Raw genomic sequence first — 26,817 nt, forward strand, 5'->3', positions numbered from 1 at the left:
CTCTCACGCTTGCGGCTTTCTCCGGCGGGGCGTGAGTGAGGTGATCGGTCGATGGCTCGCTCTCGTTCCCTCGCCCCGCCTGCGGGGAGAGGGTTAGGGTGAGGGGCAAATCCCGGTCCGAGTACGGGAGGGACGGTCCCACCCCGGATGCATGGTTCACACGTTCGGCCAAGTGACGAGCCAACCCGTTATCAGGGGTGTAGGGGCCCGCCCCACCCACCCAGAATTCGCCTGCCGCCGCTGCGTTCGACGCATCGCAGGTCAGGCGGACAGGCGCGGCGCCGGGGTTTCGCGTTTTCCCCGGCGCCCGTCTCCTTTCCAATTCCCAATATGAAAGTGCATGCGATGAGCTTCAGGGTCGCCGTTCTCGAATTCAATCAGGAAACCAACACGTTTTCCAAGCTCAAGACGGGGTTCAGGGACTTCGAGGCGTGCCACTATTTCGTCGGCGCCGAGATCGAAACCCATTGCCGCGGCACCAATTCGGAGATCGGCGGCTTTATCGATTGTTGCGACAGGTACGGCTGGCAGCCGGTCTACACGGTGGCGGCGCGGGCCGAGCCCGGCGGCCGGATCGAGGAGACGATGCGGCAGCGCTTCGTCGCGGATCTGACATGCGCGCTTGAAGGCGAAAGGCTCGACGGTGTGTTCATCGTCTTTCATGGCGCCATGTGCACCGAGACGGCTGACGATGCGCAGGTCCAGCTTCTGGAGGTGGTGCGCGGGATCGTCGGACCGGCGCTGCCTATTGCCGCGACCTTCGACCTGCACGCCAATTCGGCGCCCGAGATGGCCCGCCTGCTCGATATCGCCGTTTCCTTCCGCACCTATCCGCATGTGGACATGGCCGAATGCGCCCATAAGGCCGGCGCACTGCTGGAGCGGGCGATGCGCGGCGAGATCCGGCCGGCGCTCGCCATCCGCCAGCCGCCGATGCTGAACGGCTGCAACGACGGGCGCACGACCCATGCCTGCGCCATGACTGAACTGCTCGAGATCGCCGACGGGATCGCGGCGCGCGACGGCATGCTGGCGACCTCGATCAATGCCGGCTTTTACGATGCCGATATCTTCAATACCGGCCCATCGGCGGTTATCTGCTACGACCGCAACCGGGTGGCGGCCGAAGACGCGGAAGCCGAGGCCGAGCGGCTCTGCCGCGAGATCTGGGACCGGCGCGAGCACCAGGATGTGCAACTGCCGCTCGACGCGCTGCCCGGCATCGTCGCGGCGCATCTTGCGAAAGATGGGGCCGGGCCGCTGGTGATCGCCGATTTCTCCGACAATCCCGGCTGCGGCGCCTATAGCGATTCCACCTGCGTGCTCGCCAGGCTGCTCGATACCGGCGTCCGAAATGCGGCTTTCGGCGCGCTCTGCGACCCGGATGTCGCGGCCGAGCTGATCGCCGCCGGCATCGGTGCGACACGTCAGGTGACGCTCGGCTGCAAGATCGATCCCGAAATCGGCGGCGGGCCGATCACGGTCAAGGGCAGGGTGGAGGCGATTTCGGACGGCAGGATCGTGTTCGAGGGGCCGATGTTCCAAGGGCTGCCGGCGACGATGGGGCCGAGCGTGCGCTTTCATGTCGAGGGCATCGACATCCTCATCTGCAGCGAGCGCCAGCAGATGCTCGACCGCAACCTCTTCCGCGCCGTCGGCATCGAGCCGTCCGACTATCAGATCGTCGTCGTCAAATCGCAGCAGCACTTCCGCGCCGCCTTCGGTCCGATCGCGTCCGAGATCGTCGAGATCGACGGTACCGGCCTCAGCAGTGCCAATATCGGCGCGCGCAAATTCCAGCGGGTGCGGCGGCCGGTCTATCCGTTGGACCGCGGCGAACTCGGCTGAGGCTGTGTCTTTCGCTCAAGCCGCTTGGGCGCACGTGGTAACTGTTACGTACTTCCGCGCGCCCGAGGTCCGGGACTAGCGTTCCCGTGACGAACGGAGCGGAACGTGATGAGCTTCATCGATCTCTTTGCCTGGATCGTGCTGATCGTGCTCGTGGTGAGCACGGTCGCGGTGCTGATCTTTCTCGCCATGCTGCCGGGGTCGATCGCGAAAAGGCGCAACCATCCCTGGAGCGAGGCGGTCAATGTCGCAGGCTGGGTGACGCTGTTCCTCGGCTTCGCGCTGTGGCCGATCGCGCTCGTCTGGGCCTATGTCGATGTGCCGCGCCCGAGCGGGGCGCATCCGGGTGCGACCCCTGCGGGCGAGGTGCATCAAAGCGAGGCGCACCAGCCATGATCGTCGTCCTCCTCAACGTCTACCTGGCCATCCTCTTCTGCCTGGTGAAATTCAGGATCGTGCCTTTCAACCTTTTCTGGAAGGTCTCGCCGGCGATCGTGTTCCTGCTGCTTCTGGTCGGCCTGTTCATTCCGATGAACTGGGGCGCGCCGCAGGGCAAGGCGCTGGTGGTGCGCAATTCGGTGGCAATCGTGCCCGATGTCGCCGGCGAGGTCACGGAGGTGCCGGTCGCCTCCAACAGCCCGCTCAAGGCCGGCGACGTGCTTTTCCGCATCGATCCCGTGCCCTACCAGGCGAAGGTGGATGCGCTTCAGGCGCAGCTTTCGCTGCAGGAGCTGCGGCTTGCGCAGATCACGACGCTGCAGTCGCGCGATGCGGCGACCGAATTCGATGTGCAGCAGCGCCAGGCGGACGTGGACAATCTGAAAGCGCAGATCAGCAATGCCGAGTGGGAACTCGGCAAGACGACGGTGCGGGCGCCGGCCGATGGCTACGTGACCAATCTTGCGCTGCGCAAGGGCGCGCGGGTGACGACCCTGCCGCTGTCGCCGGCCATGGCCTTCATCGACACGTCAGAGACGATCATCGGGGTCGAGATCAACCAGATCGACGCGCGCTACATAGAGCCCGGCCAGAAGGTGGAGGCGACCTTCAAGTTCGCGCCCGGCGAAACCTATACCGGCACGGTCGAGGGCGTGCTGCAGGCGATCGCTTCCGGCCAGGCGCGGGTGTCGGGCACGGCGGTGACGCCGGAGGCGGTCTCGGCCGCGCCCTTCATCGTGCGGGTGAAACTCGACGACCAGGCTTTCGCCGCGCGGCTGCCGGCCGGCGCCACGGGGGACGCGGCAATCTTCACCGACCGGGTGAAGGCGGCGCATGTGATCCGGCGGGTGCTTTTGCGCCAGATCGCGATTACCAACTACGTCAATCCGTTCTGATCCCTGGCATCCGCGGGCGGGCTGATCGACGTCGAGCCAGAGGGCGAGGTTCGCGCAGGCTTTCTTATCGGCCTCGCCGGCGCCGCGGTGCGGCGGGCTTCCCCGCCCGCCGGGTAACGGGCAGGGAAAGCGGACGGTTTCGAAGTTTCGCAATTCCGGACGGAAAACCGCTGCGCACTTTTCCGGGAATTGCTTCAGCCGGCGATCGGCAGCGGCGCTTCGGGGTTGACGAGGCCGGCTAACCTCAAGTCCCGCCAGAAGTCGTCAGGCACGGCCTCGTTCAGGGCGCCGCGATCTTCGGCGATGCGGCTCGGCTGGCTGGCGCCGGGGATGACGGCGGCGACCGCGGGATTGGCAAGCGCAAATTGCAGACCAGCGGCCTTCATCGAGATGCCGTAGCAGTCGGCGATCGCCTTGATGCGCGCGACCTTGTCGAGGATTGCCGGCGTCGCCGGCGCATATTCGAAGTTCGGTCCGCCGACGAGCGCGCCGGAACTGTAGGGGCCGCCGACGACGATGCCGAGGCCACGCTCGGCAACCGCCGGCATGACACGCTGGAGCGCCCGGTCATGATCGAGCAGGGTGTAGCGGCCGGCCAGCAGGAAGCCATCGGGGCGCGGACCTTCGAGCGCCAGCAGCAGTTCGATCGGCTCCACCCGGTTGACGCCGAGACCCCAGGCCTTGATCACGCCCTCGTCGCGCAAGCGGTCGAGCGCCCTGAAGGCACCCTTGCGGGCGGTCTCGAAAACGTCGAGCCATTCGTCGCCGTAGAAATCCTGGGCAACGTCGTGGACGAAGGCGATCTCGATCCGGTCGGTCTTCAGGCGCTTGAGACTGTCCTCGATCGACCGCAGCGTTGCGTCATGGGTGTAGTCGTTGACGATCTTGTTGGGGCGGCCATAGCGGAAGACGTCGCCTTTTTCGCCGAGGTCGCGGGCGCTGACATCCTCGATCTCGTCGAGGATCACTCGGCCGACCTTGGTGCTGATGACGTATTCGTCGCGCGGGCGTCCGGAGAGCGCTTCGCCCATGCGGATTTCGGCAAGGCCGGCGCCGTAGAAGGGGGCGTTGTCGAAATAACGGATACCGTCGTTCCAGGCGGCTTCGACGGTGCCAAGCGCCTCTTTCTCGGGGATATCACGGAACATGTTGCCGAGCGGCGCGGCGCCGAAGCCAAGCTTTCCGGGCAGAATATCCTTGAGTGTCATTGTCCTGTCCTTTCCTGCGCCATGGCAGGTCGTGAGGGGTGGTGTGCGGTATTGCGATCGGCACGGGGGCATCGCTGTCGGACAAAGAAATAGGTCGAGCGGCGGATCGGCGGTAGGCACGCTGACTTCGCAGGATTTGAGAAACGAATTCACAGATGCACGTTTCGGAGCCGGATGCCTGGTGAAGTGGTCCGGGGAAGCCATCGGGGCGGACCGTCTGCGACGGATCGGATGGAGAGCACCGGTCGTAAATTTCTCGCGTGTCGGGTTCGGTTTGCGTATATTACGCTACTCTAATTCGGAGGGGATTCAACGATCTGCAATAGAGGTGTTCGCCATGACCATTGGCCAGAGCATGCTTGCGGGTGCAGCGTTCTTCGCGCTTGGTTTTTCGTCCGCATGGGCACAGCAGGTTTCAGGGACGCTCGGCGCCCCGGGAGCGACCACGACAATCACGGGTAAGCAGCTTCCGTCACCAAGTCCGGCTTTTGGCGGCGTGATCAAGGAAAAGGCCTCGGAATCGACGCCCTGGTGGGCTCCGCGGGTCGTGCCGCCGAAAGGCGCGCCCAATGTGCTGCTCATCATGACGGACGATCAAGGCTTCGGCGCGCCCAGCACCTTTGGCGGGGTCATTCCGACACCGGCCATGGACCGCATCGCCAAGGAGGGGTTGCGCTTCACGAACTTCCACTCGACATCGCTCTGCTCTCCGTCTCGCGCGGCGCTGATCACCGGGCGCAACCACCATTCGGTTGGCTACGGGGTCGTCGGGGAGATCGCGACCGGATACCCGGGCTACGATTCGATCATCCCGATCGAGAAAGGAACGATCGGCACGATCCTCAAGGAAAATGGCTACGCCACCGCGTGGTTCGGCAAGAACCACAACACGCCGTCCTATCAATCGAGCCAGGCGGGCCCCTTCAACCAGTGGCCGACGGGCATGGGCTTCGATTATTTCTATGGCTTCGTCGGCGGCGATGCGAGCCAGTGGCAGCCGAACCTGTTCCGCAACACCACGGCCATCTATCCGTTTGAAGGCAATCCCAAGTGGAACCTGGAAACGGCCATGGCCGACGAGGCGATCCAGCACATCAGGCAGTTGAGCGAGATCGCGCCCGGAAAACCCTGGCTCGTCTATTACGTGCCCGGTGCCACCCACGCGCCGCACCACCCGACGCCCGAATGGATCAAGAAGATCAGCGACATGCACCTCTTCGACGAGGGCTGGAACAAGGTTCGCGAGACGATCTTCGCCAATCAGAAGCGGCTCGGCATCATGCCTGAAAACGCAAAGCTCACGCCATGGCCGGATGGGTTGCCGCAATGGGATTCCCTCAGTCTCGAAGAGAAGAAGCTTTTCATCAGGCAGGCCGATGTCTACGGCGCCTACCTTGCCTATGCCGACAACGAGATCGGGCGCGTCATCCAGGCGGTGGAAGACCTCGGACAGATCGACAACACCTTGATCATCTATATCGGCGGCGACAACGGGGCGAGCGCCGAGGGCATGCTCAACGGCACGCCGAACGAGTTCACCACCTTCAACGGCGTCGATGTTCCGGTCAAGGATCAGTTCCTCTGGTATCCGTTCTGGGGGTCGGAGCGGACATTCCCGCACTTCGCGGCCGGTTGGGCCTGGGCGATGGGGACACCGTTCAAGTGGGTCAAGCAGGTGCCATCGCACTTTGGCGGGACGGCGCAGGGCATGGTCATGTCCTGGCCCGGCCATATCGACGACGCGGGCGGTATCCGCGCGCAGTTCCACCACTTCATCGATATCGTGCCGACGATCCTGGAGGCGACAGGCATTCCGCAACCGGAGACGATCAACGGCATCCAGCAGGAGCCGATCGAAGGCGTCAGCATGGCCTATACATGGGACAAGGCGAATGCCGCTGCCCCGACGCAACACAAGACCCAATACTTCGAGATGCTGGGAAACCGCGCCATCTACCACGACGGCTGGGTCGCCGCGACGACGCCCGCGACACTGCCGTGGGAACTCAGCACCAAGACGCCGCCCGACGTGATCACCGGCTACAATTGGGAGCTTTACAACGTCGACGAAGACCCGACGCAGTTCACCGATCTTGCCGCCCAAATGCCTGACAAACTCAAGGAATTGCAGGATCTCTTCTATGCCGAGGCGAAGAGGTACAACGTTCTGCCCCTCGACAATTCGACGCTCGCACGCTGGAACGCCGCGCGGCCGAACCTGACGGCCGGCCGCACGGAATTCACCTATCGCGGCGAACTGAGCGGTGTGCCGGCCAGCGCTGCGCCGAGCACCTTGAACAAGTCCTATACGATTACGGCCGACGTCGAGATACCCGACGGCGGTGCGCAGGGCATGATCGTCACGGAGGGAGGCCGCTTTGGCGGCTACGGCCTATTTCTCAGCAAGGGAGACTTCGGTGTCGGCAGCGGGAAGGTCGTGTTCCTCTACAATCTGCTCGACCTCAAGCGCACCCTGTGGGAGGGGCCGGAACTCGAACCCGGCAGACACAGGATCGTCTTCGACTTCAAGTCGGATGGAAAGGGAATTGGCGCGGGCGGCATCGGCGTTCTGTCGGTGGACGGCAAGGAGGTCGCCAGGAACAGCATAGATCATGGCATCCCGGTCACTTTCCCCGAGGATGAGACCTTCGACGTCGGTCTCGACACGCGCACCGGCGTCGCCCTTTTGGAACACCGCTACGACACGCCCTTCCGCTTCACGGGCAAGATCGACAAGCTGACTTTTGAATTGAAGCCAAACGCAACGCCCTAGAGCGCCGTGCGTTCGACTGAACGCACAAAGGATGCTCTGGCGACCTTGCATCGCAAGGCCCGGGCACAAACGACTGGCAGAGGTGGTTCCGATGGTACGCGTGCTTGATCTCGCCGCCTTCGCGGAGGTGGCAACAGGGCTCGCGCTGGTGGCGGTGCCTTCGTTCGTGGGGCGGCTATTGCTGGGCGAGCTACTCACCGGGCCTGCGATCCCGACGGCCCGGGTGGCGGGAATTGCCCTGATCGCACTCGGCGTTGCCTGCTGGACGAACTCAAGCCTCTTCGGCATGCTGATCTACAGTGCGGCCGTCACGCTCTATCTGGCCTGGCTGGGACTGACGGATGGCTCCACCGGCGTCCTTCTGTGGCCTGCGGTCGCGGTTCATGCGGTGCTGACGGCCTTGCTCTGGCGCGGTCGTAACAAGCCCGACGCCACCTAAAGCGGGTCGCGCTCTTTCAGATTCGCTCCGTGCGCTTTAAGTTATTGATTTGGCGCATGTCGTTGTCGCAAAACCGCTGCGCACTTTTGCGCGACATGCTTTAGATCGGCGGTCGATTTTTGTCTTGGTACCTGTCGGCAAACGCAGCCTTCGTGCGTCTTTAAGGATGTGCACAAGAAGGACCAAGCCGCATGAAGCTCTATTTCAGCCGCAATCCCAATCCGCGCCTGGCGATCGCCACGGCCCGATTTCTGAAAGCCGAGGTTGCGTTCGAATATGCCGAGCCATTCGCCCCCGGCCAGGCGGACCGGTACCGGCCGCTCAACCCCAATCTGCTCCTGCCGATCCTCGAACGTCCCGGCCGGGCGCTGTGGGAGGCGGATGCAATCGCCTGTTTTCTTTCCCGTCAGGCCGGTTCCGATTTCTGGCGAAGGGATGACGACGAGCCGGAGATGGTCCGCTGGATCAGCTGGGGCAAGGAGAACTTCGTGAAGGCCTGCGACATGGTGCATTGGGAGCGCGGCACCAAGCTGCGCTACGGCATCGGCACTTGTGACGAGGCCATGGTGGAGGAGGGGATGAAGGCGTTCCACAAGGCGGCCCGGCTGCTCGATGCCGAACTCTCCGGTCACGCCTGGCTGGTCGGCGAGGCGGTCTCCTACGCCGATTTCCGCATGGCGACATTCCTGCCCTACAATGATGTGGCAAGGCTGCCGCTCGCGGACTATCCGGCGCTTGCGCGCTGGGCGGGGCGGCTTGAGGAGATCGAGGCCTGGCGCGATCCCTTCCGTGGGCTTGATGCGCCCGAGTTGCCCCCGATATCAACTTGAAGGGCCGCCTTTGCCTGCCGTCGGGCGGAGGCGACGGCAGGCGGCCGCTGCTGTGAATTCGTCGGTTGCGTGATCGTTCTCGCCATCTATTTTCTCTTCTGCTAAAACAGTCGCGCTAGCATGCGAACAGGCTCTTCCTGGTCAGAAGGAATTCGTCCTATGCGCCTCAGCATCGCGATCACCGCAGCAGCCTTGATTTCCCTTCCGACGGCGGCCCTCGCCAAATCGCCCGCCGATATCGCCGATCTCGTCGGGGCACGCGCGCCCGGTGCCGAGAGCGAGATGCAGTCCAGGGGCTATGTCGACGTCGGCGGCAAAAATACCTGGTGGAATGCCGGGACGAAGACCTGCGTCCGGGTACATGTATCCCAGGGGCGCTATTCGGCGATCTCGCAGATCAAGCCTTCAGCCTGCGGCCAGGGCGGCGGCAAGAGCACGCCATGCCCGCCGGATCTGTCGCAGGCCGATCTCTACAAGCATCCGGGCTGCAGTCTCTAGAGGGCAGTCGCGTCCTTGTGGGTGCTGGCCAACGCGGCGACCATTGCGCAATGCGATGATCTCTGCTCTCCTTCGAACGGCCAGCCCGTGGGGAGATTGCCCCTGGCGATCGGATTTTTCGGCCGAAAGCGCCGGAAGCCGCTTAAAAAAGGCCGATTACGGCAGATATTCCCGCCCCAACCATTCCCGCCCAAAACCCGAAAGGTGTTTCGCCTTTTTTAGGAAAGCGAGATCTGCCCGCCTTCAGTACCCTTTTGGTTGTCCCGCTGGAGACGGGACATATCGCGAAGGTATGGAGGAGATACCCTTGGCAAGCATTTCAGAGGACACTACGCATACCCAGAATCCGGCCCAGAATCCGGCGCAAAATCCGGAGGACGAACGGCTGAGCATCGGCGCGAACCTCGCCTATGGCCTGCAGCACGTCTTGACCATGTATGGCGGCATCGTTGCCGTTCCGCTGATCCTCGGCCAGGCGGCGGGCTTGAATTCCAGCGATGTCGGCCTGCTCGTCACCGCCTCGCTTTTCGCCGGTGGCCTCGCCACCATCCTGCAGACGATCGGCGTGCCTTTCTTCGGCAGCCGCCTGCCGTTGGTGCAGGGCGTCTCGTTCTCGGGTGTCGCCACGATGATCGCCATTTCCGGCAATGGCGGCATTCCGGCGATCCTTGGCGCCGTCATCGCGGCCTCATTGATCGGCCTTCTGATCACGCCGATCTTTTCGCGCATCACGCGCTTCTTCCCGCCACTCGTCACCGGCATCGTCATTACCACCATCGGCCTGACGCTGATGCCGGTTGCGGCATTCTGGGCGATGGGCGGCAACAAGGCGGCGCCGGACTTCGGCAGCACCGCCAACATCCAGCTTGCGGCGGTCACGCTCATCATCGTGCTGCTCTTGAGCAAACTCGGCAACGCGTCGATCTCCAGGCTTTCGATCCTGCTGTCGATCGTTATCGGTACCGGCATCGCCTATGTCGCCGGCATGACCGATTTCTCGCAAGTTGCGAACGGTCCCGTCTTCGCATTGCCGCGGATCTTCCATTTCGGCTATCCGACCTTCGAGCTTGCCGCCATCATCTCGATGCTGATCGTCATCATGGTGACCTTGGTGGAAACGTCTGCCGACATTCTCGCCGTCGGTGAGATCGTCGAGACCAAGGTGGATTCGCGCCGGCTTGGCGACGGCCTTCGTGCCGACATGCTGTCGAGCATCCTGGCACCGGTCGTCGGCTCGTTTACCCAGAGCGCCTTTGCCCAGAATGTCGGGCTCGTCGCGGTCACGGGCGTGAAGAGCCGCTATGTGGTGGCAACGGGCGGCCTGTTCCTGGTGACGCTCGGCCTGCTGCCGATCATGGGTCGCGTCGTCGCCTCGGTGCCGACCTCGGTGCTTGGTGGCGCCGGCATCGTGCTCTTCGGCACGGTTGCGGCAAGCGGCATCCGCACGCTGTCCAAGGTCGAGTACAACAACAACATGAACCTGGTGATCGTCGCGACCTCGATCGGCTTCGGCATGATCCCGATCGCAGCACCCGGCTTCTACGAGCATTTCCCGGCCTGGGTCGCGACGATCTTCCATTCGGGCATCTCGTCGGCAGCCGTCATGGCGATCCTGCTCAACCTCTTGTTCAACCACTTCACCGCGGGCAATTCCGACCAGCAGTCGGTGTTTGTGGCTGCAACCGAACGTACGATCCGCTACCAGGACATCGCCAGGCTGCACGACGGCGACTACTTCCTCAACGGCAAGCTCTACGATGCCAAGGGCACCGAAGTGCCGCTGATTGCGGCGGAGGCGCACTGAACCGGCAAGCTCTTTGAAATGATGCAATCCCAGACGGATTTCCCTGGGGTTGCTTTGAACGACGCAACTCCGGACGGAAAACCGCTTCGCACTTTTCCTGGAGTTGCTTTGATGCACGCAACTCCGGACGAAAAACCGCTTCGCACTTTTTCTGGAGTTGCTTTGATACACGCAATCCCGGACGGAAAACCGCTTCGCACTTTTCCTGGAATTGCTTGTGAAACCCGCCATTCCGGGCAGGAAGCCGCTTCCTGTTTTTCCTGGCGTTGATTGAAAACCCAACAAAAGGACATTGGGAATGACGACACAGCAAACCGACAACTACGCACTGCTCGATGCACTGCTTGCCACGATGGAGAAGGGCATCATTCCGGCGACGGAAGCGGGCGTTGCCGCCGGCAACAAGATCTTCGGCGCGGCGCTGATGCGCAAATCCGATCTTTCCACCGTGCTTGTCGAAACCAACAACGAGACGGAAAACCCGCTCTGGCACGGCGAAGTGCACACGCTGAAGCGGTTCTACGAGATCGAGGGCGAGAAGCGGCCGGACAGCCGCGACCTCATCTTCCTCTCGACGCACGAGCCGTGCTCGATGTGCCTTTCGGCGATCACCTGGGCGGGTTTCGACAACTTCTTCTACTTCTTCAGCCACGAGGATTCGCGCGACAGTTTCTCCATCCCGCATGACCTGAAGATCCTGAAGGAGGTCTTCACGCTGGAACCCGGCGGCTACAACCGGACGAACGCCTTCTGGAAGGGCCAGTCGATCCACGCGCTGATCGACGCTCTGCCCGAGCCGCAGCGCAAGGGACTGAAGGCGCGCGCCGACGCCATCCGGGCAAAATATGACGAACTCTCCTCCGTCTACCAGGACAGCAAGGTCGGCAACGCCATTCCGCTGAACTGACACTTCGTCCCCAGACCTGCCAAGAGCGGCCATTTCATTCTCTGACCGGAGCGTGAAATGGCCGATTTCTTTGAAGGAATATGCATTCCTCCTCATGAAGGCAGGTGCTAGGGTCGCCCGCATACAGTCACGGTTCGGGGGAATTGCGTGAACTGGTCCAGGCCTCTCAGAGTGCATCTCAGCGTGCTGGTCGTCGCCCTGCTGCTGCTGACGGCAACACCGATCATCTGGATGGCGTTCAGCCAGGGGCGACAGGCGGCGATCCTTGCCGGCGAGAAGCACATGCGCGAGATGAGCCTCAGGCTGATCGAGGGCTACAGGAATGCGCTGGAGGGCGGCCACGAGGCGGTCGCGCTCGCCTCCACCGTGCCGCAGCTTGCCGTCGCGCCGCCCGGAGACCTGCAGCCGAAGGTGCAGTTCTTCCTCGAAGTGCTCAGAAGCGTTTCCAACGCGACGAGCGTCTATGCCGGTTATCCCGATGGTTCCTACCTGCTCAACACGGGGCGGGACTATGTTCGCCAAAGTCTGGCGGCACCGGCAGGCACCGCCTTTGCCGTCCGCTTGCTCGCCCAAGGCAAGGACGGGGGCATCGTCTCGACCCTTCGGTTCCTCGACGGGCAAGCCAGGCAGATCGGGGAGCGTCCGTTCGAGCGGACGAATTTCGACCCGCGGCAGAGCCCCTGGTATCAGACGGCGTTGCGAACCGGCGGTCCGGTTTCCGTCGGCCCCTATGTCACGGGAACGCTGAAGGTTCCGACGCTGGCGCTTGCCGCTCCGCTGAAGGGCCAGGAGGGGATCGTGGTCGGCACCAACATCCACCTTCAGACCATCAGCCGCCTGCTCGATGCGCGACAGATCTCGCCGCGCGCTCGGTCCTATGTCGTCGGCAGCGATGGCGAGCTCGTCGCCCATTCCGACCCGGCGCTGATGAGCACGATCCTCGGCGCCTGGTCGGGCGGCGGCGGGGCCGGCATGCGCAGCCTCGATCCGAGCCTCGACGTCGTCGCCGGACTGCGCAAAGATCCCGCCTATCAGACCGGCGGTCTTGCCGAAGCCGATTTTGCCGGCGAGCGATATCTGGTCCAGATGGCGCCGGTCAGCGTTTCCGGCCTGTTCAAGGGCAGCTCGGTTGCGATCGTCGTGCCGTTGCAGGACCTGGTGGCGCAGGCAAACCGGCTGCTGGTGCGCAACCTCATGATTGCCGCGGGCGTGCTGGTGGCCGGCGTGGTCGGCTCGCTCATGCTGTCACGCGTGATCAGTCGCAAGCTCTATCACCTCGCCGACGAGGCGCGGCGGATCGGCGACCTGAACTTTGCCGGCACGGACGCCCCGCATTCCTGGATCACCGAGATCAACACGCTTGGCGGCGCGCTTTCCGCCAGCCGTCGTGCCATCGTCCAGTTTGCCCTCTATGTGCCGCGCGAGGTGGTGCGGCGGATCATCGATCCCGAGGGCGGGGCGGCTGTCCGAGGCAGGCGACAGGAGGTGACGGCACTTTTTACCGACGTGCGCGACTTCACCACCATTTCCGAACAGCATTCGCCGGAGGAGGTCGTCGACATCCTCTCGGCCTATTTCGAGATGCTGAACACGGTGGCCGAAGAATACCACGGAACGGTGATCCAGTATCTCGGCGACAGCATCTTCGTCATCTGGAACGCGCCCGTTGCCGATCCGCAGCACATCGAGAACGGCTGTCATTGCGCGCTGGCGATGAAGGCGGCGGTCGATCGCCTGAACGAGACCAACCGCAGAAGCGGCCGGCCGGAACTGTTCACGCGCTTTGGCGTGCATACGGGGCCGGCGGTCGTCGGCAGCTTCGGCGCGATCGCGCGCCAGCAATACACGGCCATGGGCGACACCATCAACGTCGCCTCCCGGCTCGAAGGGCTGAACAAGGAGTTCAACACCTCGATCCTGGTGAGCGGGGCGGTGCATTCTGCGGTTGCCGACCTCTTCGACTTCCGCGCCATGGGGATGGTGCACGTGAAGGGGCGCTCGGGCGGCATCGACCTCTGGGAGCTGGTGGGCTCGAACGCCCGTTAGTCTGCACCGCCGCGACGATCGCCAACGGCATGCGTGGCGGATCAGCGATCCGCCAGCAGCCCTGAGGCCAGGGTTTGGAAGGCGTCGATCGCCTTCGGCAGTACGGCCTTGGGATCGTCGCTGGCGGCGACCCAGAGGGCGGCGTTGAGGGCGGCACCGCTCAAGAGCCTGGCTGCCGCTTCGGGATCGACGGGTTTCAGGATGCCTTTGGCCAGCAATTGTTCCACCGAGCGTTTTGTTGCCACCAGGCAGCTGTTCTGGCTCGGCCATTTCGAGGGGTCGCCGAGCACCGAGGGACCATCGAGCAGCACGATGCGCTGCACTTCCGGGTCGAGCGCCATCTCGATATAGGCGGCCCCTTCGGCAAGCATGCACTGCCAGGGATCGCCTGCGTTGGAAGCGAGCGCCTTGGCGCGTTCGGCCATCTCGCCATCGACCTCGGTGACGACGGCGGCAAGCAGCCCGCGCTTGTCGCCGAAATTATGGTAAAGCGCGCCGCGCGTCAGCCCGACATCGGCGGTCAGCTCGTCCATGGAAGCCGCCGCATAGCCCTTTTCCGCGAAAGCCTTGCGGCCGGCCGCGACCAGCTTCACCCGGTTTTCTTCCATCGTTTCCTGGCGGCTTCTGGCCATCGGATCCTCATTTTCGTATACGCCGCGTATATGAAAATTGACATTCGCGGCATATCGAGTTAGTTCATATACGTGGCGTATATCAAGCGAGATGGGTTTTGTGAAGTTCTGCCTGATCGGGCAGCGCTCGCCCGTTTCTGCGCCCTGGATTTAGGAAAAGGACCATACGGATGACGGTACGCAACGCAATTTTCCCCGCAAACCGCCACGCGCTCTACGAGGCGCATGGCTACTCCGCCGCGATCCTCTCGAAGGATCTGCTGTTCGTTTCCGGCCAGGTCGGCAGCCGCGAGGACGGCACGCCGGAGCCGGATTTCACCCGCCAGGTTGAGCGCGCCTTCGCCAATCTCGAAGCGACGCTGAAAGCCGCCGGCTGCACCTTCGACGACATTGTCGATGTCACCAGCTTCCACACCGATCCGCAGAACCAGTTCGAAACGATCCTGGCGGTCAAGGACCGCGTCTTCTCCGAAAAACCCTATCCGAACTGGACCGCCATCGGCGTCAACTGGCTCGCCGGTTTCGACTTCGAGATCAAGGTGATCGCGCGGATTCCGGCCGGCCAACAGGCAGCGTAGGACGCCGGGAAAGTGGCAACCCGGGGTCTAGTGCAAATGCACCAGCTTGTCCGGGTTGCGCACGACGTAGATCGCCACGACCTTGCCGTTCTCGATCTCTAGCGCGGTCGTCTGCAACTCGCCATCGGCTTCGCGGGTGACGAAGCCCGGCAGGCCGTTGATGAAGCCGGCGCGCACGAGCGTGGAGCCGTGTTTGGCGAAGAGGGCGGCCAATTGTTCGTGCACCTTCATGACCGCGTCATAACCGAGGATCGGCTGCAGGGCGGCCGGGCGTTTGCCGCCGCCGTCGGAATGCACGCTGACATCGGCGGCGAGCATGGCGCCGAGCGTCTTCATGTCGCCGTGGCGGGAGGCGGCGAAGAAGGCGTTGGCGAGTTCCAGGCCGCGCTGCTGCTCGATCTGGAAGCGGGGGCGTTCCTCGCGCACGTGGGTGCGGGCGCGGGCGGCCAGCTGGCGGCAGGCGGCGGCGTCGCGCTCGATCGTCACTGCTACCTCGTCGAAGCTCTGGCCGAAGACATCGTGCAGCAGGAAGGCGGCGCGCTCCAGCGGCGACAGCCGTTCGAGCGCCAGCATCAGCGGCAGGGTGACGTCGTCCTCCGGCTCCTCCTCGACGACGGGGTCGGGAAGCCAGGGGCCGACATAGGTCTCGCGCTTCAATCGCGCGGATTTCAGCTGGTCGAGGCAGAGCCGCGTCACCGTGCGGCGCAGGAACGCTTCGGGCTCGCGCACGGACGTGCGGTCGGCCCCCATCCAGCGGATGAAGGCCTCCTGCACCATGTCTTCCGCATCGGCGACGGAGCCGAGCATGCGGTAGGCGACGCGGACGAGCTTCGGACGCAGCGGGTCGAAGACCGCCGCTGCGTCCTCATGGGCGCTGCCCGCCATCAGGCGGCAGCCTGCGCGGCGGCCTTGGCGGCTGCCGGATCGATCCAGAGGCCGAAGCCGACGGCAAGCCTGTTCCAGCCGTTGATGACGTTGATCATCAGCGTGAGCTTCACCTGTTCCTCCTCGGTGAAATGGTCCTTCAGCGCCTGATAGGCCGCTTCGTGGCCGTGGCCTTCCGAAAGCCGCGTCAGCGCTTCGGTCCAGCCTAGCGCGGCGCGCTCGCGATCGGAATAGCAGGGCGCCTCGCGCCAGGCGGAAAGCAGGTAGATGCGCTGTTCCGTCTCGCCCTTTTCGCGGGCTTCCTGGGTGTGCATGTTGATGCAGTTGGCGCAGCCGTTGATCTGCGAGGCGCGGATCTTCACGAGCTCGATAATGGTGGCGTCAAGGCTTGTGGCAACGGCGATGGAGGTGCCCATCCAGTTCTTCATCAGCGCGGGGGCAGCGGCGAAAAGGTCGATCTTGGCAGTCATGGTTCCGTTTCCTTTCGTTGGTTCCGATACCATGACGAGACAGGATTGCCCGCTGTGACATCGGGCCGAACTTTTTTTGAGATTGCCGTCGGCGGTCGGTATGGCACATATCGGCTGCTAAGTGTGCCAAAGTATTGCCTGGCCGTTCGTGTTCAAATCATCAATTGATCCGATTTGGGACGGCACTAATCCGTTTAGATGACTATATATTAGAAATACAATATGTGACTATTGGAATTGTATTTCCACTCCGTTACGTCACGTACAGCCTTCTTCAGGGAGGAAGCATTGCCGGAAGAGCTAAATGCTGCGTTGGACATGCCGTACGTGTTTGACATAACGATAAATGATGCTTCCTCTCTTTGGCGGAAGCTTGAAGATCGTAGTTTTGTTCTGACTGCGCAGTCTCCGAGCTGGTATGGCAAGCTGCAGGGGGAGGTCGACGTATCGTTCGGCAAGCTCGACGGCTATCTCGGCCCGGTGGTGCCCAGGCACGGCATGGAGAAAACCGCTGTCGAGGCCATCCTGGCCACGATCCTCATGCGGCGCATCGGAATCGCCATCAGGGAACTGGCAGTGGAGGCGCTTGACGTTGTTGCCGTCACCGACGGGAGCGGCGAGGAGAGGGGGCGTCTGCGCTACGGTGAAAACAACCTGATAACCGGCGTGGACGAGGATTACCTCAGAAAGGTTCTCGATCCGTCCCAGGATTATGTGGGGGATGGTTGTCTCTTCGAGGTGCTGGAATACTCGCTCAGCAGCCCATTTCACATGAAGTCGAGGATAGCCTCGATGATGCTGTCCCTCAATCTGGCTCTCTTGCCCGTTGGCGGCAGGCCCATCGACTACAATCTCATCCTGAACGCGTTGAACACCTTCATCGCTGCAGCGAACTTGGGGTATCAACTGAGCATCGTGAACAAGAAGAGCGATCACGGTCTTTCGCTTTACGTCGAGCAGGAGTTCGACAGGTTGATGCTCGAATCTGCGGGTGGAGACGTCGACCTGCTGCAGAAGTATCTCGCCTATCTGGGCTTCTATCACGGCGAACTGGATAACAAGTTCGGGCCGAAGTCTGAGAGGGCCGCGCGAAATTTCGCCAGGGTCTTCAGAATATATGACTACAATGGTCACCGGGACCGCGAGTTTCTGCATGCCGTGGCCAAGGCCTATGTCCACTACCGCAACGTTACGTCCTCATCTTCCCAGTGAGCCGCTTGCCTGATTTTGGGGGGCTGGTCTGTTTTGCCAGCGAGTGATCCGCGCAATTGTCATACCCCTGTAAAGGGGTGGCCCTATCCCTCGGCGCCAGTTTCAACACGAGGGTATTACTCATGAAATCGTTCGTTTCCGTCCTTGCCGGCGCGCTCGTCGCAGGCCTGCTTTCGACCGCGGCCTATGCCGAAAGCCTGGTGCTCTATACCAGCCAGCCGAACGAGGATGCGCAGGCGACCGTCGATGCGTTCCAGGCGGCCAATCCCGGCATCGAGGTGGAATGGGTGCGCGAGGGCACGACGAAGATCATGGCCAAGCTGATGGCCGAGATCGAGGCCGGCAATCCGGTCGCCGACGTGCTCTTGATCGCCGATACCGTGACGATGCAGCGGCTGAAGGAAGCGGGTCACCTCGAGGGCTACAAGTCACCGGAGGCGGCGAACTACGACGCCGCGCTCTATGATGCCGACGGCGCCTATTACTCCACCAAGATGATCACGACCGGCATCGTCTATAACACCTCGGCCGCCATGAAGCCTCAGGGCTGGCAGGATCTCGCCAAGCCGGAAGCCAAGGGCCTCGTGACCATGCCGAGCCCGCTGACCTCGGGTGCAGCACTGATCCACGCGCAGACGCTGACCGGCATCGACGGCCTCGGCTGGGACTACTACAAGGCGCTTGCCGGAAATGGCGCGACGGCTGCCGGCGGCAATGGCGGCGTCTTGAAGGCCGTTGCAACCGGCGAGAAGGCCTATGGCATGCTCGTCGACTTCATGGCGATCCGCGAAAAGGCCAAGGGCGCGCCGGTGGAATTCGTCTTCCCGGCCGAGGGCGTGTCTGCCGTGACCGAGCCGGTCGGAATCCTGAAGACCGCAAAGAACGTCGAGGCCGCCAGGAAGTTCGTCGACTTCCTGCTGTCCGAGGAAGGCCAGAAGACGGCGGTGAAGATGGGCTATATCCCGGCCCGCAACGGCGTTGATCTGCCTGAGGGCTATCCGGCCCGCGAGACGATCAAGGTGCTGCCGGTGAACGCTGCTGAAGCGGTGAAGAATTCCGACGCGGACCTGAAAACCTTCTCCGGCATCTTCGGCACGAACTGATCCCGGGAATGCTTGAACGCAACGATCAGCGCAGCCGGCACCGCTGGCTGCGCTTTCCCATTCGAGGCCTGATGGGGGGCGTGCCGAAGGTGCGGGCAAAGGGGCAGGCAGGGGCAAGCCCCGCTGCCGAGCCGCGCTGGCTGGTGCCCTTCGTTCTCGCCTGCCTGTTTCTCCTCTGCCTCCTGCCGCTCTTCAGCCTGGCGAAGGCCGGCTTTGCCGGGCTCGTTTCGGGCCGGTCGATCGGCGTGCTCACGGAGCCCGCAACCTTTGCGGCGATCCGCAACACGCTGATCACGGCAACCGGCGGCATGGTCGTGTCGGTGGTCATCGGCGCGCTCTTTGCGTTTTCGGTGGCGCTGACGGATGTGCGCGGCAAGCTCATCTTGAGCTTCGCCTTCATGCTGCCGATGATGATCCCGCCGCAGGTGACCGCGCTTGCCTGGGTGGAAATGACCGGGCCGGCAAGCCCGTTGTTGAAGACGCTGGGGATCGCGCCGCCGCTCGGCAGCCCGCAGCCGCTCTATTCGCTGGCGGGCATTTCGCTGCTCCTCGGCGTGCAGCACGCGCCGCTCGTTTTTCTGGCGCTGAAAGCCGGGCTTTCGGCGTCACCGCGCGACGGAGTGGAGGCGGCGCGGCTTGCGGGGGCGACACCCTTCCGCGTTTTTCGCGATATTGTCGCGCCGCTGTCCTCGCCGGGGCTGATCGCCGGTGCCGCGATCGCCTTTGTTTCCGGTGTCGGCAATTTCGGCATCCCGGCGATCCTCGGCATTCCCGCCGGGATCGAGGTGCTGCCGACGCTGATCTATACGCGGCTCGCGAGCTTCGGCGCCGGCACCTTCGGCGAGATCGCGCTGCTCTCCAGCCTGATTGCCGTGATCGCCGCCGCCGGACTGATGCTGCAGCAGAAGGCGCTCGACGGGAAAGACTACCGGATCATCGGCCTCTCAGGCGCGAATGCCGCCTTTTCGCTCGGGCCCTTCCGTCCGGTCGTCGAGCTGACGCTGGTGGCGATCCTCTTTCTCGTGCTGGTGGCACCGCTTGCCGCCCTTGTCGCGAGCTCGCTGGTGCCGGCCTATGGCGTGCCACTCAACCTTCAGACCGTGTCGCTGCGTGCTTACGAAGAAATCCTCTTTCGCCAGTCGATGACGCTGAAGGCGCTTGGCAATTCGATGTTCCTTGCGACCAGCGCCGCGCTTGGCCTGCTCGCGGTCTCGGTGCCCGCGGCCTATCTCATGACCCGCCGCAAGGGCTGGCTTGCCAGTACGCTCGGCATCCTCATCGAGATCCCCTATGCGCTGCCGGGCATCGTGCTCGCCGTCGCCTTCATCCTCACCTTCGCAGCACCTTTGCCTTACCTCAACGTCTCGCTCTACGGCACGATCTGGATCATCCTGATCGCCTATTTCTCCTCGTTCCTCGCCGTCAGCCTGAAGCCCGTGATGAGCGCGTTCCTGCAGATGGACCCGTCGCTCGAAGAGGCGGCCCGTCTCGCCGGTGCCGGCTTCTTCCGCCGCATGCGCGACGTGATCCTGCCGCTGGTGGCGCCGGCGGCCGGTGCCGCGATCATCCTGGTCTTCCTGATTGCCGCCAATGAGCTGACGGTTTCGGCGCTGCTCTGGTCGGCCGGCACCCAGACGCTCGGCGTTGCCATCTTCAATCTCGACGACAGCGGCTCGTCCGACCTTGCCGCAGCCCTTTCGGTGCTGGTGGTGGTGATGGTCGTCGTGCTGATGGCCGCGCTCGAGGCTGTCGCAAAGTATCTTCCCGAGGGCGTGCTGCCATGGCGCAACTGATCCTGAACCATCTCACCAAGCATTTCGGCGGCGGCCGGCCGGCGGTCTCGGACCTGTCGCTGACGGTGCGGGAAGGCGGTTTCCTGGCGCTGCTCGGGCCGTCGGGCTGCGGCAAGACGACGGTGCTCAGGATGATCGCCGGCTTCGAGCGCCCAAGCGACGGTTCGATCGATTTCGGCGAAAGGCGGCTTTCCGATGCCTCTCTGGCGCTGCCGCCGGAGAGGCGCAACATGGCGATGGTATTCCAGTCCTATGCGCTCTGGCCGCATATGACGGTCGCCGAAAATGTCGGTTATCCCCTGAAGGTGCGCGGCATTTCGGGGTCGGCGTGGCAGAGAAGCGTCGGCGACGCGCTGGTGCTGGTGAAGCTCACCGACTATGCCGATCGCCGGCCGGCGGCGCTTTCCGGCGGCCAGCGCCAGCGCGTGGCGCTCGCCCGCTGCCTGGTGACCTGGCCTGATGTGGTGCTGCTCGACGAGCCGCTTGCCAATCTCGACCAGCACCTGCGCAAGTCGATGGAAGAGACATTCCGCATCTTCCACGAACGCTCGGGCGCGACGATGATCTATGTGACCCACGACCAGGCGGAGGCGATGGCGCTTGCGACCGATGTCGCCGTCATGCACGAAGGGCGGCTGATGCAGATGGCGCCACCCGCCGAGATCTACGCAAGGCCCGAAGGCGCCGTCGTCGGTGGTCTCATCGGCCGCGGCTCGGTGCTCAGGCTGGCACTGCCGGAGGGCGCGCCACGGGCGCTGGAATGGTCGACGCTGCGCGCCACGCTCGGCGGCATCGGTATGGATGGCGCGGGCAGTGGGACGATCCGCGATGTGCCAACGGGCGACGTGCGAATTCGTGACGTGCTCGTGCGGCCGGAACATGTGCGCCGCGACGGCGAGGGCATGGCGCTTCGCGTCCTCTCCTGCGTCTTCGAGGGCGAGCGTTTTGCCCTGACATTGGCGCTGCCCGACGGGCAGGCGCTGAAGGCCTATGGCGACAGCGCGATAAGGCCGGGAGAAACGGCACGCTTCGTGGTCAGCCAGGGGTGGCAGCTTTAGGGAAGAAGGTTGCGCCTTCTTGGAAACGCCACTTCCAAATGCTATATCGTAGGCATGGCTAAGAGTGTCGGAAAAACCACCGGAAAAGTTGCCGTCGGCAGAGATGCCGCGACGGGGCGTCTTCTCGTCGGAGAGAAAGTCAAGCATTCGCACGTGGTGGTCGAACGTCAAGGTAGAACTGCTTCCGGCGAAACAGAGAAGCCACCGAAGAGCACTCCTTACCTGCGACCGCAAACGGTTGTCGTCAAACAGGACCAACCGGCTGTGGCCGCCAGCGCTGATGAAACCTACGAAGTCTCGATGAAGGCGGCGGAGGATGTATTCGCGCGCTTTGATTGGACGCTCTCCGAACTTGCCAAATGAAGCCAATATCCTTCGATGCTTTGGTGCAGGCACACGACCTGACCATCAAGCGGCATGGAGGATTGCCCGGCATCCGGGATGAAGGCGCAATTCGCGGCGCGATTGACCGCCCTGTCAACATTGCCCTCTATGAAGATAACGTCACGGCCGGCAGGCTGGCGGCCGCGGTATGCGTTGGTGTCGCGAAAGCGCACGGCTTTACCGACGGCAACAAGCGCGCTGCGCTCTTCGCGCTTGCGATGCAGTTGCGAATCCTGGGCTATACGCTCGATGCCAGCCAGAAGGATACACGTGACGCCATCTGGTCCGTCGCCGATGGCCAGATGGGGGAGGTGGAGCTTGCCGATTGGGTGAATGCGCATCTCCTGCCAGCCGGCGACTGACCATTGAGCTAATGCGCTTCAATCGCAGTCTGGCTTGTCGAGTTCGACCTCGAACTGGCGCGGGCCGACCATGCCGGGTTTCGACGGCAGGCCGACGATCCTTGCGATGACGGTGCACGTGCCGGCCACGACCGCATAGCGGTCGCGGCCCTGGCTGATGACCTTGTCGATCGGGTGCTTGGGAACGGCGACGGCGACCGCATTGATGACGGCGTTCAGTTCGCGGGCGCGCTGATAGTTCGGCGCAAGGGCTGCTGCGGCCTGATCGGCGGCAAGCAAGAGGGCGAGGCACAAGGCGGCAGATCGGGCGAACATGGCGAACTCCTGTTTGGAAGAGGCAAGCATGATCGCCCGGCAGATTCAAGGACAGCGATCGGCGGGCCCCCGATGGGAACGGTTCGTTGACAGTGGACGATCCGAAGGCGATCCTCGGCCAGCTTCGCCTCCAGCCCCTCGAACGGTCCGATGACATCCGAAACGTCGATACAGGAAACGCCGCTTGCGGGCGGGAACGTCAATGCCGGCGTCGTGCGCGTCGGCGATACGGTGCGCCGCGCCACGCGCCCTGAGAGCGCGAGCGTTCACCGGCTGCTCCTTAATCTCGAGGCAAAGGGCTTTGCGGGATCGCCGCGGTTCCTGGGCCTCGACGGCCAGGGACGAGAGATGCTGAGCTTTATTGAAGGCGATGCCGGTGTGTCTCCCGGCATCTGGCTTTGCGAAGATGCGCTGATTGCCGCTGTGCGGCTGCTTCGCGCCTATCATGACGCGACGGCCGAATTCGACTTCGGCGCGGCGGATCGCTGGGCCTTCCGATATCCGGATCGGCGTCGATGGGAGGTCATCTGCCACAATGATTTTGCGCCGTACAATCTGATATTCCGCCACGGCGCGCCGGTGGGGATCATCGACTTCGATCTCGCCGGGCCCGGGCCGCGGTTGCGCGACCTTGCCTATCTCGCCTATTGGACCGTGCCGCTTTCCTTCCATTCCGATGAATTGAAGGCAGCGGCGCTGGCGGATCTCGATGATGGCAGCCGGCGGCTGAAACGGCTGTGCGCGACCTACGGTCTTGCCTGCGACGACGCCTTGCTTGCGATGGTCGCCGATGTGCTCGGGCATATGGGCGACGAGGCGGCGATGCTGGCAATGATCGGCGCGGCCGCGACCGAGCGCCTGAAACGGGACGGGCATCTCGACCATTGGCAGCGGGAACTGCGCGCCTTCGAGCGCCATAGGACGCTATTGTCCCGAAACCTTGCCTGACGATCGGCGAAGCGGCGGGGCAAGCCGATAGCGCTCGAGAAAAAGAATTGTCGCCAGCTTAAATAAACCATTGAGTTAAATGAAACTGGTTGCTATAAACAACCGGTGTTCCGCTTTTATGCGGTTGAGGAGGAACGAGGCGAAGCGCCTCAGCGACAGGAGGATCAGATGAAGCTCTATCAGGGCATGGGCCCGAATTCGTATCGCGTGCGCATCTTCATGGCGGAGAAAGGCATTTCGCTGCCGATGGTGGATGTCGATTTCGCCAAGGGCGAACACAGGGCGCCGGCGTTCCTGGCGGTCAACTCGCTCGGCCAGATCCCGGTTCTGGAGCTCGACGACGGTACGATCATTACCGAGAGCGTCGCGATCTGCCGCTACCTCGAAGAGACGAAGCGCGAGCCGCAGCTCTTTGGCCACGATGCCGTCAGCCGCGCCAAGGTGGAGATGTGGAACCGGCGCGCCGAACTGGTGATCCTCGGCACCGTCGGCAATGTGGCGCTGCATTCGGACGCCTTCTTCGCCGAGCGGCTGACGCAGTTTCCGGCCTTTGCCGAGACCGAGCGGGTGGCGGTGCCGAAGAAATGGGGCTGGCTCGACGATGAGCTTTCCGATGGCCGGCCGTATCTTGCCGGCGACGAATTCTCGATCGCCGACATTACTGCCGGCGTCACCGCCTGGCTCTGCGACGTCTTCGGCATGGAGATCCCGACTTCGGCGAAGAATGTCCAGCGCTGGCTGGAGCGGGTGCGCGCGCGGCCGAGTTTTGAGGCATAGGGAGCAGCAAGGGCAGGGGCGGTTTCGCGCTGTCTTTGGATGGCGAGATCGGCCCCTCATCCGGCCTGCCGGCCACCTTCTCCCCGTGCCACGGGGAGAAGGAGAGTCGTGGCGGCCGCTCGCTCCACCTTAGCCGTCCCGGTCGCGGTCTCTTCGCAAAAAGGCGGCAAGTCGTGACGTGGCCATGGCGCTCGTCCCCTCTCCCCGCGTGCGGGGAGAGGGTTAGGGTGAGGGGCGGCGCTGGTACTCAACATCAGCGCAAATCGTTGATATAACAACAAATTCTTTCGGTCCGACCGAGGCAGGTCGAGCCCGAAGACACCACCGAAAGGCCCCGCTAAAATTCATATGTGGATAGCGCCTGCGTCCTTTTTGCTTGCCTTCTCCATGGCTTTTTTCAATTCCTAAAATACAAGCTGCCCGATTCGCCCGCCGCTTACGCCTGCTGGCGTTGGCTCTAGGAGACAAAGCCATGACCGATTTCAAGAAGCCCACGATCACCGAAATGCGCCCGAAGATCACCGTGATCGGTGTCGGCGGCGGCGGCGGCAACGCCATCAACAACATGATCAACGAAGGGCTTCAGGGCGTCGATTTCGTGGTGGCCAACACCGATGCGCAGGCGCTTGCGATGTCGAAGTCGTCGCGCATCATCCAGCTCGGCGCGGCGGTGACCGAAGGCCTCGGCGCCGGTTCGCTGCCGGATGTCGGCAGGGCGGCGGCGGAAGAATCGATCGACGAGATCATGGATCACCTCGGCGGCACGCATATGTGCTTCGTCACCGCCGGCATGGGCGGCGGCACGGGCACGGGTGCGGCACCGGTGATCGCGGAAGCGGCACGCAAGGCCGGTATCCTCACGGTCGGCGTCGTCACCAAGCCCTTCAGCTTCGAAGGCAAGCGCCGCATGGAAACCGCCGAGCAGGGCATCGAGCGGCTGCGCGAGGCGGCCGACACCGTCATCGTCATCCCCAACCAGAACCTCTTCCGCATCGCCGATGCCAAGACCACCTTTGCCGATGCCTTCGTGATTGCCGACCGGGTGCTCTATTCGGGCGTCGGCTGCATCACCGACCTGATCGTCAAGGAAGGCCTGATCAACCTCGACTTCGCCGACGTGAAATCGGTGATGAAGGGCATGGGCCGGGCGATGATGGGCACCGGCGAGGCGACCGGCGAGGGCCGGGCGCTCAAGGCCGCGGAAGCGGCGATCGCCAACCCGCTGCTCGACGAAGTGTCGATGCGCGGCGCCCGCGGCGTGCTGATCTCGATTTCCGGCGGCATGGACATGACGCTGTTCGAAGTGGACGAAGCCGCGACCCGCATCCGCGAAGAGGTCTATGACGAGGCCGACATCGTCGTCGGCTCGATCTTCGACCGCTCGCTCGACGGTACGTTCCGCGTCTCCGTCGTCGCGACCGGCCTCGACGGCGCGCGCTCAGCCGCCAACCCGGCCGGTGCCGCCGCCGGCCAGGCCGCGCCTGCACCTGCACCGATCCGTACGCTGCAATAACACTGCGATCCACCTGCGGGTGGAGACACTGCACGCATCAGACGCCGTGCGTTCATCCGGACGCACGGCGTTTTGTTGCTGCAGTTTTGGGCCTTCGGTCCGTTGCTGAAGGTCCGAAGAGCGGCGCCGAAGGTGTCACTCGCCGCGCGGCAGGCGTGGTTTCCGGCGTTCGGCTTCTTCGATCACCGAGAGTGGAAGGGCACCGGACATCGAGCGGTTGAACTCGGCGAAGGTCAGCCTGCCGTCGATGATCACGTCGAAATAGCGCCGGCAGAGGTGTTCCGCCATTTCGTCTCGACGAGCATAGGGCGTTCCCTCAAGTGGGGTGTCCTTGAGTTCGGCCGCCGATTCCGGCACGCATGCCTCCATATATTCTCGCCGGGCGCCCGGGCGCTTGCGCAGTGCGGAAATACCCCACTCGTACTTGGAATAGCTCATGGATTGCTCGGTTCGCGGCGCGAACAGGACGATGGCGATTGCGCACAAGAGGGCGGCAAGCATGCCGCCGGCGACGAGACGGAGGTTCATTTATCCAATCGTATAAATTGTTGTCCCGGCCTATGCGATACAACTTTAGGGATTGGCAAGATGCGCGTCCTCGCTTCGGCCGGTTTCACGAAATGTTCCTCCCCCATTTGGGGGAGGAGGTTAGAGAAAAACCGCTTTCGTGCTCGGAGCGTTCTCCGATCGTTCGTCGTCTATTAGAGGTTGCGAAATTGGTCGCTACCAATTTTGCCTCCGATCGGGCGGGTAGGTTCGGACCGGGAAGCGGAAGGTGCCGGTTCCGTTCTTGACGAGCGGTGTCCGGTTGCGGGCACCCGGCTTGATGCGGGAACGCTCGACGCGGAAAGATGCCGTATAAACAAGCTTTTAGAGGGCTCCTCGTGCCTCCATCCGGACGCACGGCGTACCAGAGGCTTGCGGCCTGAAACAGGCTGGGTGGAGATCACGATGAATGCGGTGATCAACGGCAGGAAACGGAGTATGCCGCTGTCGACCGCTGTGGTCTCCTTCGGGTCGACAGGATAGTATCAGAAGTTGTCGTTGTTCGTGCTGTCATGCTCCGTTTGCGTGTCTCGTTCCGGGCGGGGGGCGAAGGA

The 26,817-nt window shown here is 63.3% G+C and carries 26 protein-coding genes; 20 read left to right on the plus strand and 6 right to left on the minus strand.

Annotation, left to right across the window (positions count from 1 at the left end):
* Positions 1-345 precede the first annotated feature (345 nt).
* The 3 genes from XB14_RS05850 (at position 346) to XB14_RS05860 (ending at position 3,182) form a co-directional block, all read left to right on the plus strand.
* The gene (locus XB14_RS05850) at positions 346-1,848 is read left to right on the plus strand and encodes a M81 family metallopeptidase (RefSeq protein ID WP_077960716.1); all 1,503 of its coding nucleotides are present in this window, start codon (positions 346-348) and stop codon (positions 1,846-1,848) included.
* 108 nt (positions 1,849-1,956) lie between these two features.
* On the plus strand, positions 1,957-2,244 hold the full coding sequence (locus XB14_RS05855) for a DUF3302 domain-containing protein (RefSeq protein WP_077960717.1): 288 nt from the start codon (positions 1,957-1,959) through the stop codon (positions 2,242-2,244).
* Positions 2,241-3,182, plus strand: a complete 942-nt coding sequence (locus XB14_RS05860; RefSeq protein WP_077960718.1) for an HlyD family secretion protein — start codon at positions 2,241-2,243, stop codon at positions 3,180-3,182. Before XB14_RS05855 ends, XB14_RS05860 begins: the two co-directional genes overlap by 4 nt.
* Before the next feature lie 194 nt (positions 3,183-3,376).
* Here the strand turns inward: XB14_RS05860 and XB14_RS05865 are convergent, their stop codons facing one another.
* Positions 3,377-4,390 carry an aldo/keto reductase gene (locus XB14_RS05865; RefSeq protein WP_077960719.1) on the minus strand — a complete coding sequence of 338 codons (1,014 nt, stop codon included), beginning with the start codon at positions 4,388-4,390 and terminating at the stop codon, positions 3,377-3,379.
* 337 nt (positions 4,391-4,727) lie between these two features.
* On the opposite strand from XB14_RS05865, the gene XB14_RS05870 reads away from it, so the two are divergent.
* The 7 genes from XB14_RS05870 (at position 4,728) to XB14_RS05900 (ending at position 13,687) form a co-directional block, all read left to right on the plus strand.
* On the plus strand, positions 4,728-7,163 hold the full coding sequence (locus XB14_RS05870; protein ID WP_179119535.1) for an arylsulfatase: 2,436 nt from the start codon (positions 4,728-4,730) through the stop codon (positions 7,161-7,163).
* A 91-nt stretch (positions 7,164-7,254) separates the two neighbouring features.
* Entirely contained in the window at positions 7,255-7,602 is a 348-nt protein-coding gene (locus XB14_RS05875) for a hypothetical protein (RefSeq protein WP_077960720.1), read from the plus strand.
* Positions 7,603-7,793: 191 nt separating this feature from the next.
* Positions 7,794-8,432: a glutathione S-transferase family protein gene (locus tag XB14_RS05880; RefSeq protein WP_077960721.1), complete on the plus strand. Its 639-nt coding sequence runs from the start codon at positions 7,794-7,796 to the stop codon at positions 8,430-8,432.
* A gap of 159 nt (positions 8,433-8,591) precedes the next feature.
* Complete coding sequence (locus XB14_RS05885; RefSeq protein WP_077960722.1) at positions 8,592-8,930, plus strand: hypothetical protein; 339 nt, start codon at positions 8,592-8,594, stop codon at positions 8,928-8,930.
* Between the two features lie 292 nt (positions 8,931-9,222).
* Positions 9,223-10,734, plus strand: a complete 1,512-nt coding sequence (locus XB14_RS05890) for a nucleobase:cation symporter-2 family protein (RefSeq protein WP_143348245.1) — start codon at positions 9,223-9,225, stop codon at positions 10,732-10,734.
* Between the two features lie 298 nt (positions 10,735-11,032).
* Positions 11,033-11,641, plus strand: coding sequence for a deaminase (locus tag XB14_RS05895; RefSeq protein WP_077960724.1), 609 nt, complete (start codon positions 11,033-11,035; stop codon positions 11,639-11,641).
* A 147-nt stretch (positions 11,642-11,788) separates the two neighbouring features.
* Positions 11,789-13,687, plus strand: coding sequence for an adenylate/guanylate cyclase domain-containing protein (locus XB14_RS05900; RefSeq protein ID WP_077960725.1), 1,899 nt, complete (start codon positions 11,789-11,791; stop codon positions 13,685-13,687).
* Positions 13,688-13,728: 41 nt separating this feature from the next.
* Here XB14_RS05900 and XB14_RS05905 read toward each other — a convergent pair whose 3' ends face one another.
* A complete protein-coding gene (locus tag XB14_RS05905) occupies positions 13,729-14,319 on the minus strand; it encodes a TetR/AcrR family transcriptional regulator (protein WP_077960726.1) in 591 nt (196 codons plus the stop codon).
* Positions 14,320-14,489: 170 nt separating this feature from the next.
* Here XB14_RS05905 and XB14_RS05910 point away from each other — a divergent pair, with 170 nt between their 5' ends.
* Positions 14,490-14,897: a RidA family protein gene (locus XB14_RS05910; protein ID WP_077960727.1), complete on the plus strand. Its 408-nt coding sequence runs from the start codon at positions 14,490-14,492 to the stop codon at positions 14,895-14,897.
* Positions 14,898-14,924: 27 nt separating this feature from the next.
* Here XB14_RS05910 and XB14_RS05915 read toward each other — a convergent pair whose 3' ends face one another.
* On the minus strand, positions 14,925-15,782 hold the full coding sequence (locus XB14_RS05915) for a sigma-70 family RNA polymerase sigma factor (RefSeq protein ID WP_077960728.1): 858 nt from the start codon (positions 15,780-15,782) through the stop codon (positions 14,925-14,927).
* Positions 15,782-16,252, minus strand: coding sequence for a carboxymuconolactone decarboxylase family protein (locus XB14_RS05920; RefSeq protein ID WP_077960729.1), 471 nt, complete (start codon positions 16,250-16,252; stop codon positions 15,782-15,784). Before XB14_RS05920 ends, XB14_RS05915 begins: the two co-directional genes overlap by 1 nt.
* Before the next feature lie 288 nt (positions 16,253-16,540).
* On the opposite strand from XB14_RS05920, the gene XB14_RS05925 reads away from it, so the two are divergent.
* The 6 genes from XB14_RS05925 to XB14_RS05950 all read left to right on the plus strand — a co-directional run bounded on the left by XB14_RS05925 (position 16,541) and on the right by XB14_RS05950 (position 22,164).
* Positions 16,541-17,464 (plus strand): peptidoglycan-binding domain-containing protein, encoded by a 924-nt coding sequence (locus XB14_RS05925; protein WP_077960730.1) that lies wholly within the window; start codon positions 16,541-16,543, stop codon positions 17,462-17,464.
* 122 nt (positions 17,465-17,586) lie between these two features.
* Complete coding sequence (locus XB14_RS05930) at positions 17,587-18,567, plus strand: ABC transporter substrate-binding protein (protein ID WP_077960731.1); 981 nt, start codon at positions 17,587-17,589, stop codon at positions 18,565-18,567.
* A gap of 71 nt (positions 18,568-18,638) precedes the next feature.
* Positions 18,639-20,360, plus strand: coding sequence for an ABC transporter permease (locus XB14_RS05935; RefSeq protein WP_143348346.1), 1,722 nt, complete (start codon positions 18,639-18,641; stop codon positions 20,358-20,360).
* A complete protein-coding gene (locus tag XB14_RS05940; RefSeq protein ID WP_077960733.1) occupies positions 20,348-21,418 on the plus strand; it encodes an ABC transporter ATP-binding protein in 1,071 nt (356 codons plus the stop codon). Before XB14_RS05935 ends, XB14_RS05940 begins: the two co-directional genes overlap by 13 nt.
* 54 nt (positions 21,419-21,472) lie before the next feature.
* On the plus strand, positions 21,473-21,781 hold the full coding sequence (locus tag XB14_RS05945; RefSeq protein ID WP_077960734.1) for a hypothetical protein: 309 nt from the start codon (positions 21,473-21,475) through the stop codon (positions 21,779-21,781).
* Positions 21,778-22,164 (plus strand): type II toxin-antitoxin system death-on-curing family toxin, encoded by a 387-nt coding sequence (locus tag XB14_RS05950; protein WP_077960735.1) that lies wholly within the window; start codon positions 21,778-21,780, stop codon positions 22,162-22,164. The genes XB14_RS05945 and XB14_RS05950 overlap by 4 nt, the downstream gene beginning before the upstream one ends.
* Before the next feature lie 18 nt (positions 22,165-22,182).
* Here the strand turns inward: XB14_RS05950 and XB14_RS05955 are convergent, their stop codons facing one another.
* Positions 22,183-22,479, minus strand: coding sequence for a hypothetical protein (locus XB14_RS05955; RefSeq protein WP_077961897.1), 297 nt, complete (start codon positions 22,477-22,479; stop codon positions 22,183-22,185).
* 150 nt (positions 22,480-22,629) lie between these two features.
* Between XB14_RS05955 and XB14_RS05960 the strand changes: the two genes are divergently transcribed.
* From XB14_RS05960 to ftsZ, 3 genes are all read left to right on the plus strand, one after another.
* Positions 22,630-23,427: a phosphotransferase gene (locus XB14_RS05960; RefSeq protein WP_077960736.1), complete on the plus strand. Its 798-nt coding sequence runs from the start codon at positions 22,630-22,632 to the stop codon at positions 23,425-23,427.
* Between the two features lie 168 nt (positions 23,428-23,595).
* Positions 23,596-24,204 carry a glutathione S-transferase family protein gene (locus tag XB14_RS05965; protein ID WP_077960737.1) on the plus strand — a complete coding sequence of 203 codons (609 nt, stop codon included), beginning with the start codon at positions 23,596-23,598 and terminating at the stop codon, positions 24,202-24,204.
* A gap of 472 nt (positions 24,205-24,676) precedes the next feature.
* Positions 24,677-25,717 carry a cell division protein FtsZ gene (ftsZ, locus tag XB14_RS05970; protein ID WP_077960738.1) on the plus strand — a complete coding sequence of 347 codons (1,041 nt, stop codon included), beginning with the start codon at positions 24,677-24,679 and terminating at the stop codon, positions 25,715-25,717.
* 135 nt (positions 25,718-25,852) lie between these two features.
* Here the strand turns inward: ftsZ and XB14_RS05975 are convergent, their stop codons facing one another.
* Positions 25,853-26,245, minus strand: a complete 393-nt coding sequence (locus XB14_RS05975) for a hypothetical protein (protein ID WP_077960739.1) — start codon at positions 26,243-26,245, stop codon at positions 25,853-25,855.
* Positions 26,246-26,817: the final 572 nt, after the last annotated feature.

Source organism: Ensifer adhaerens, from assembly GCF_002007205.1.
Taxonomy (GTDB): Bacteria; Pseudomonadota; Alphaproteobacteria; order Rhizobiales; family Rhizobiaceae; genus Ensifer; species Ensifer adhaerens_D.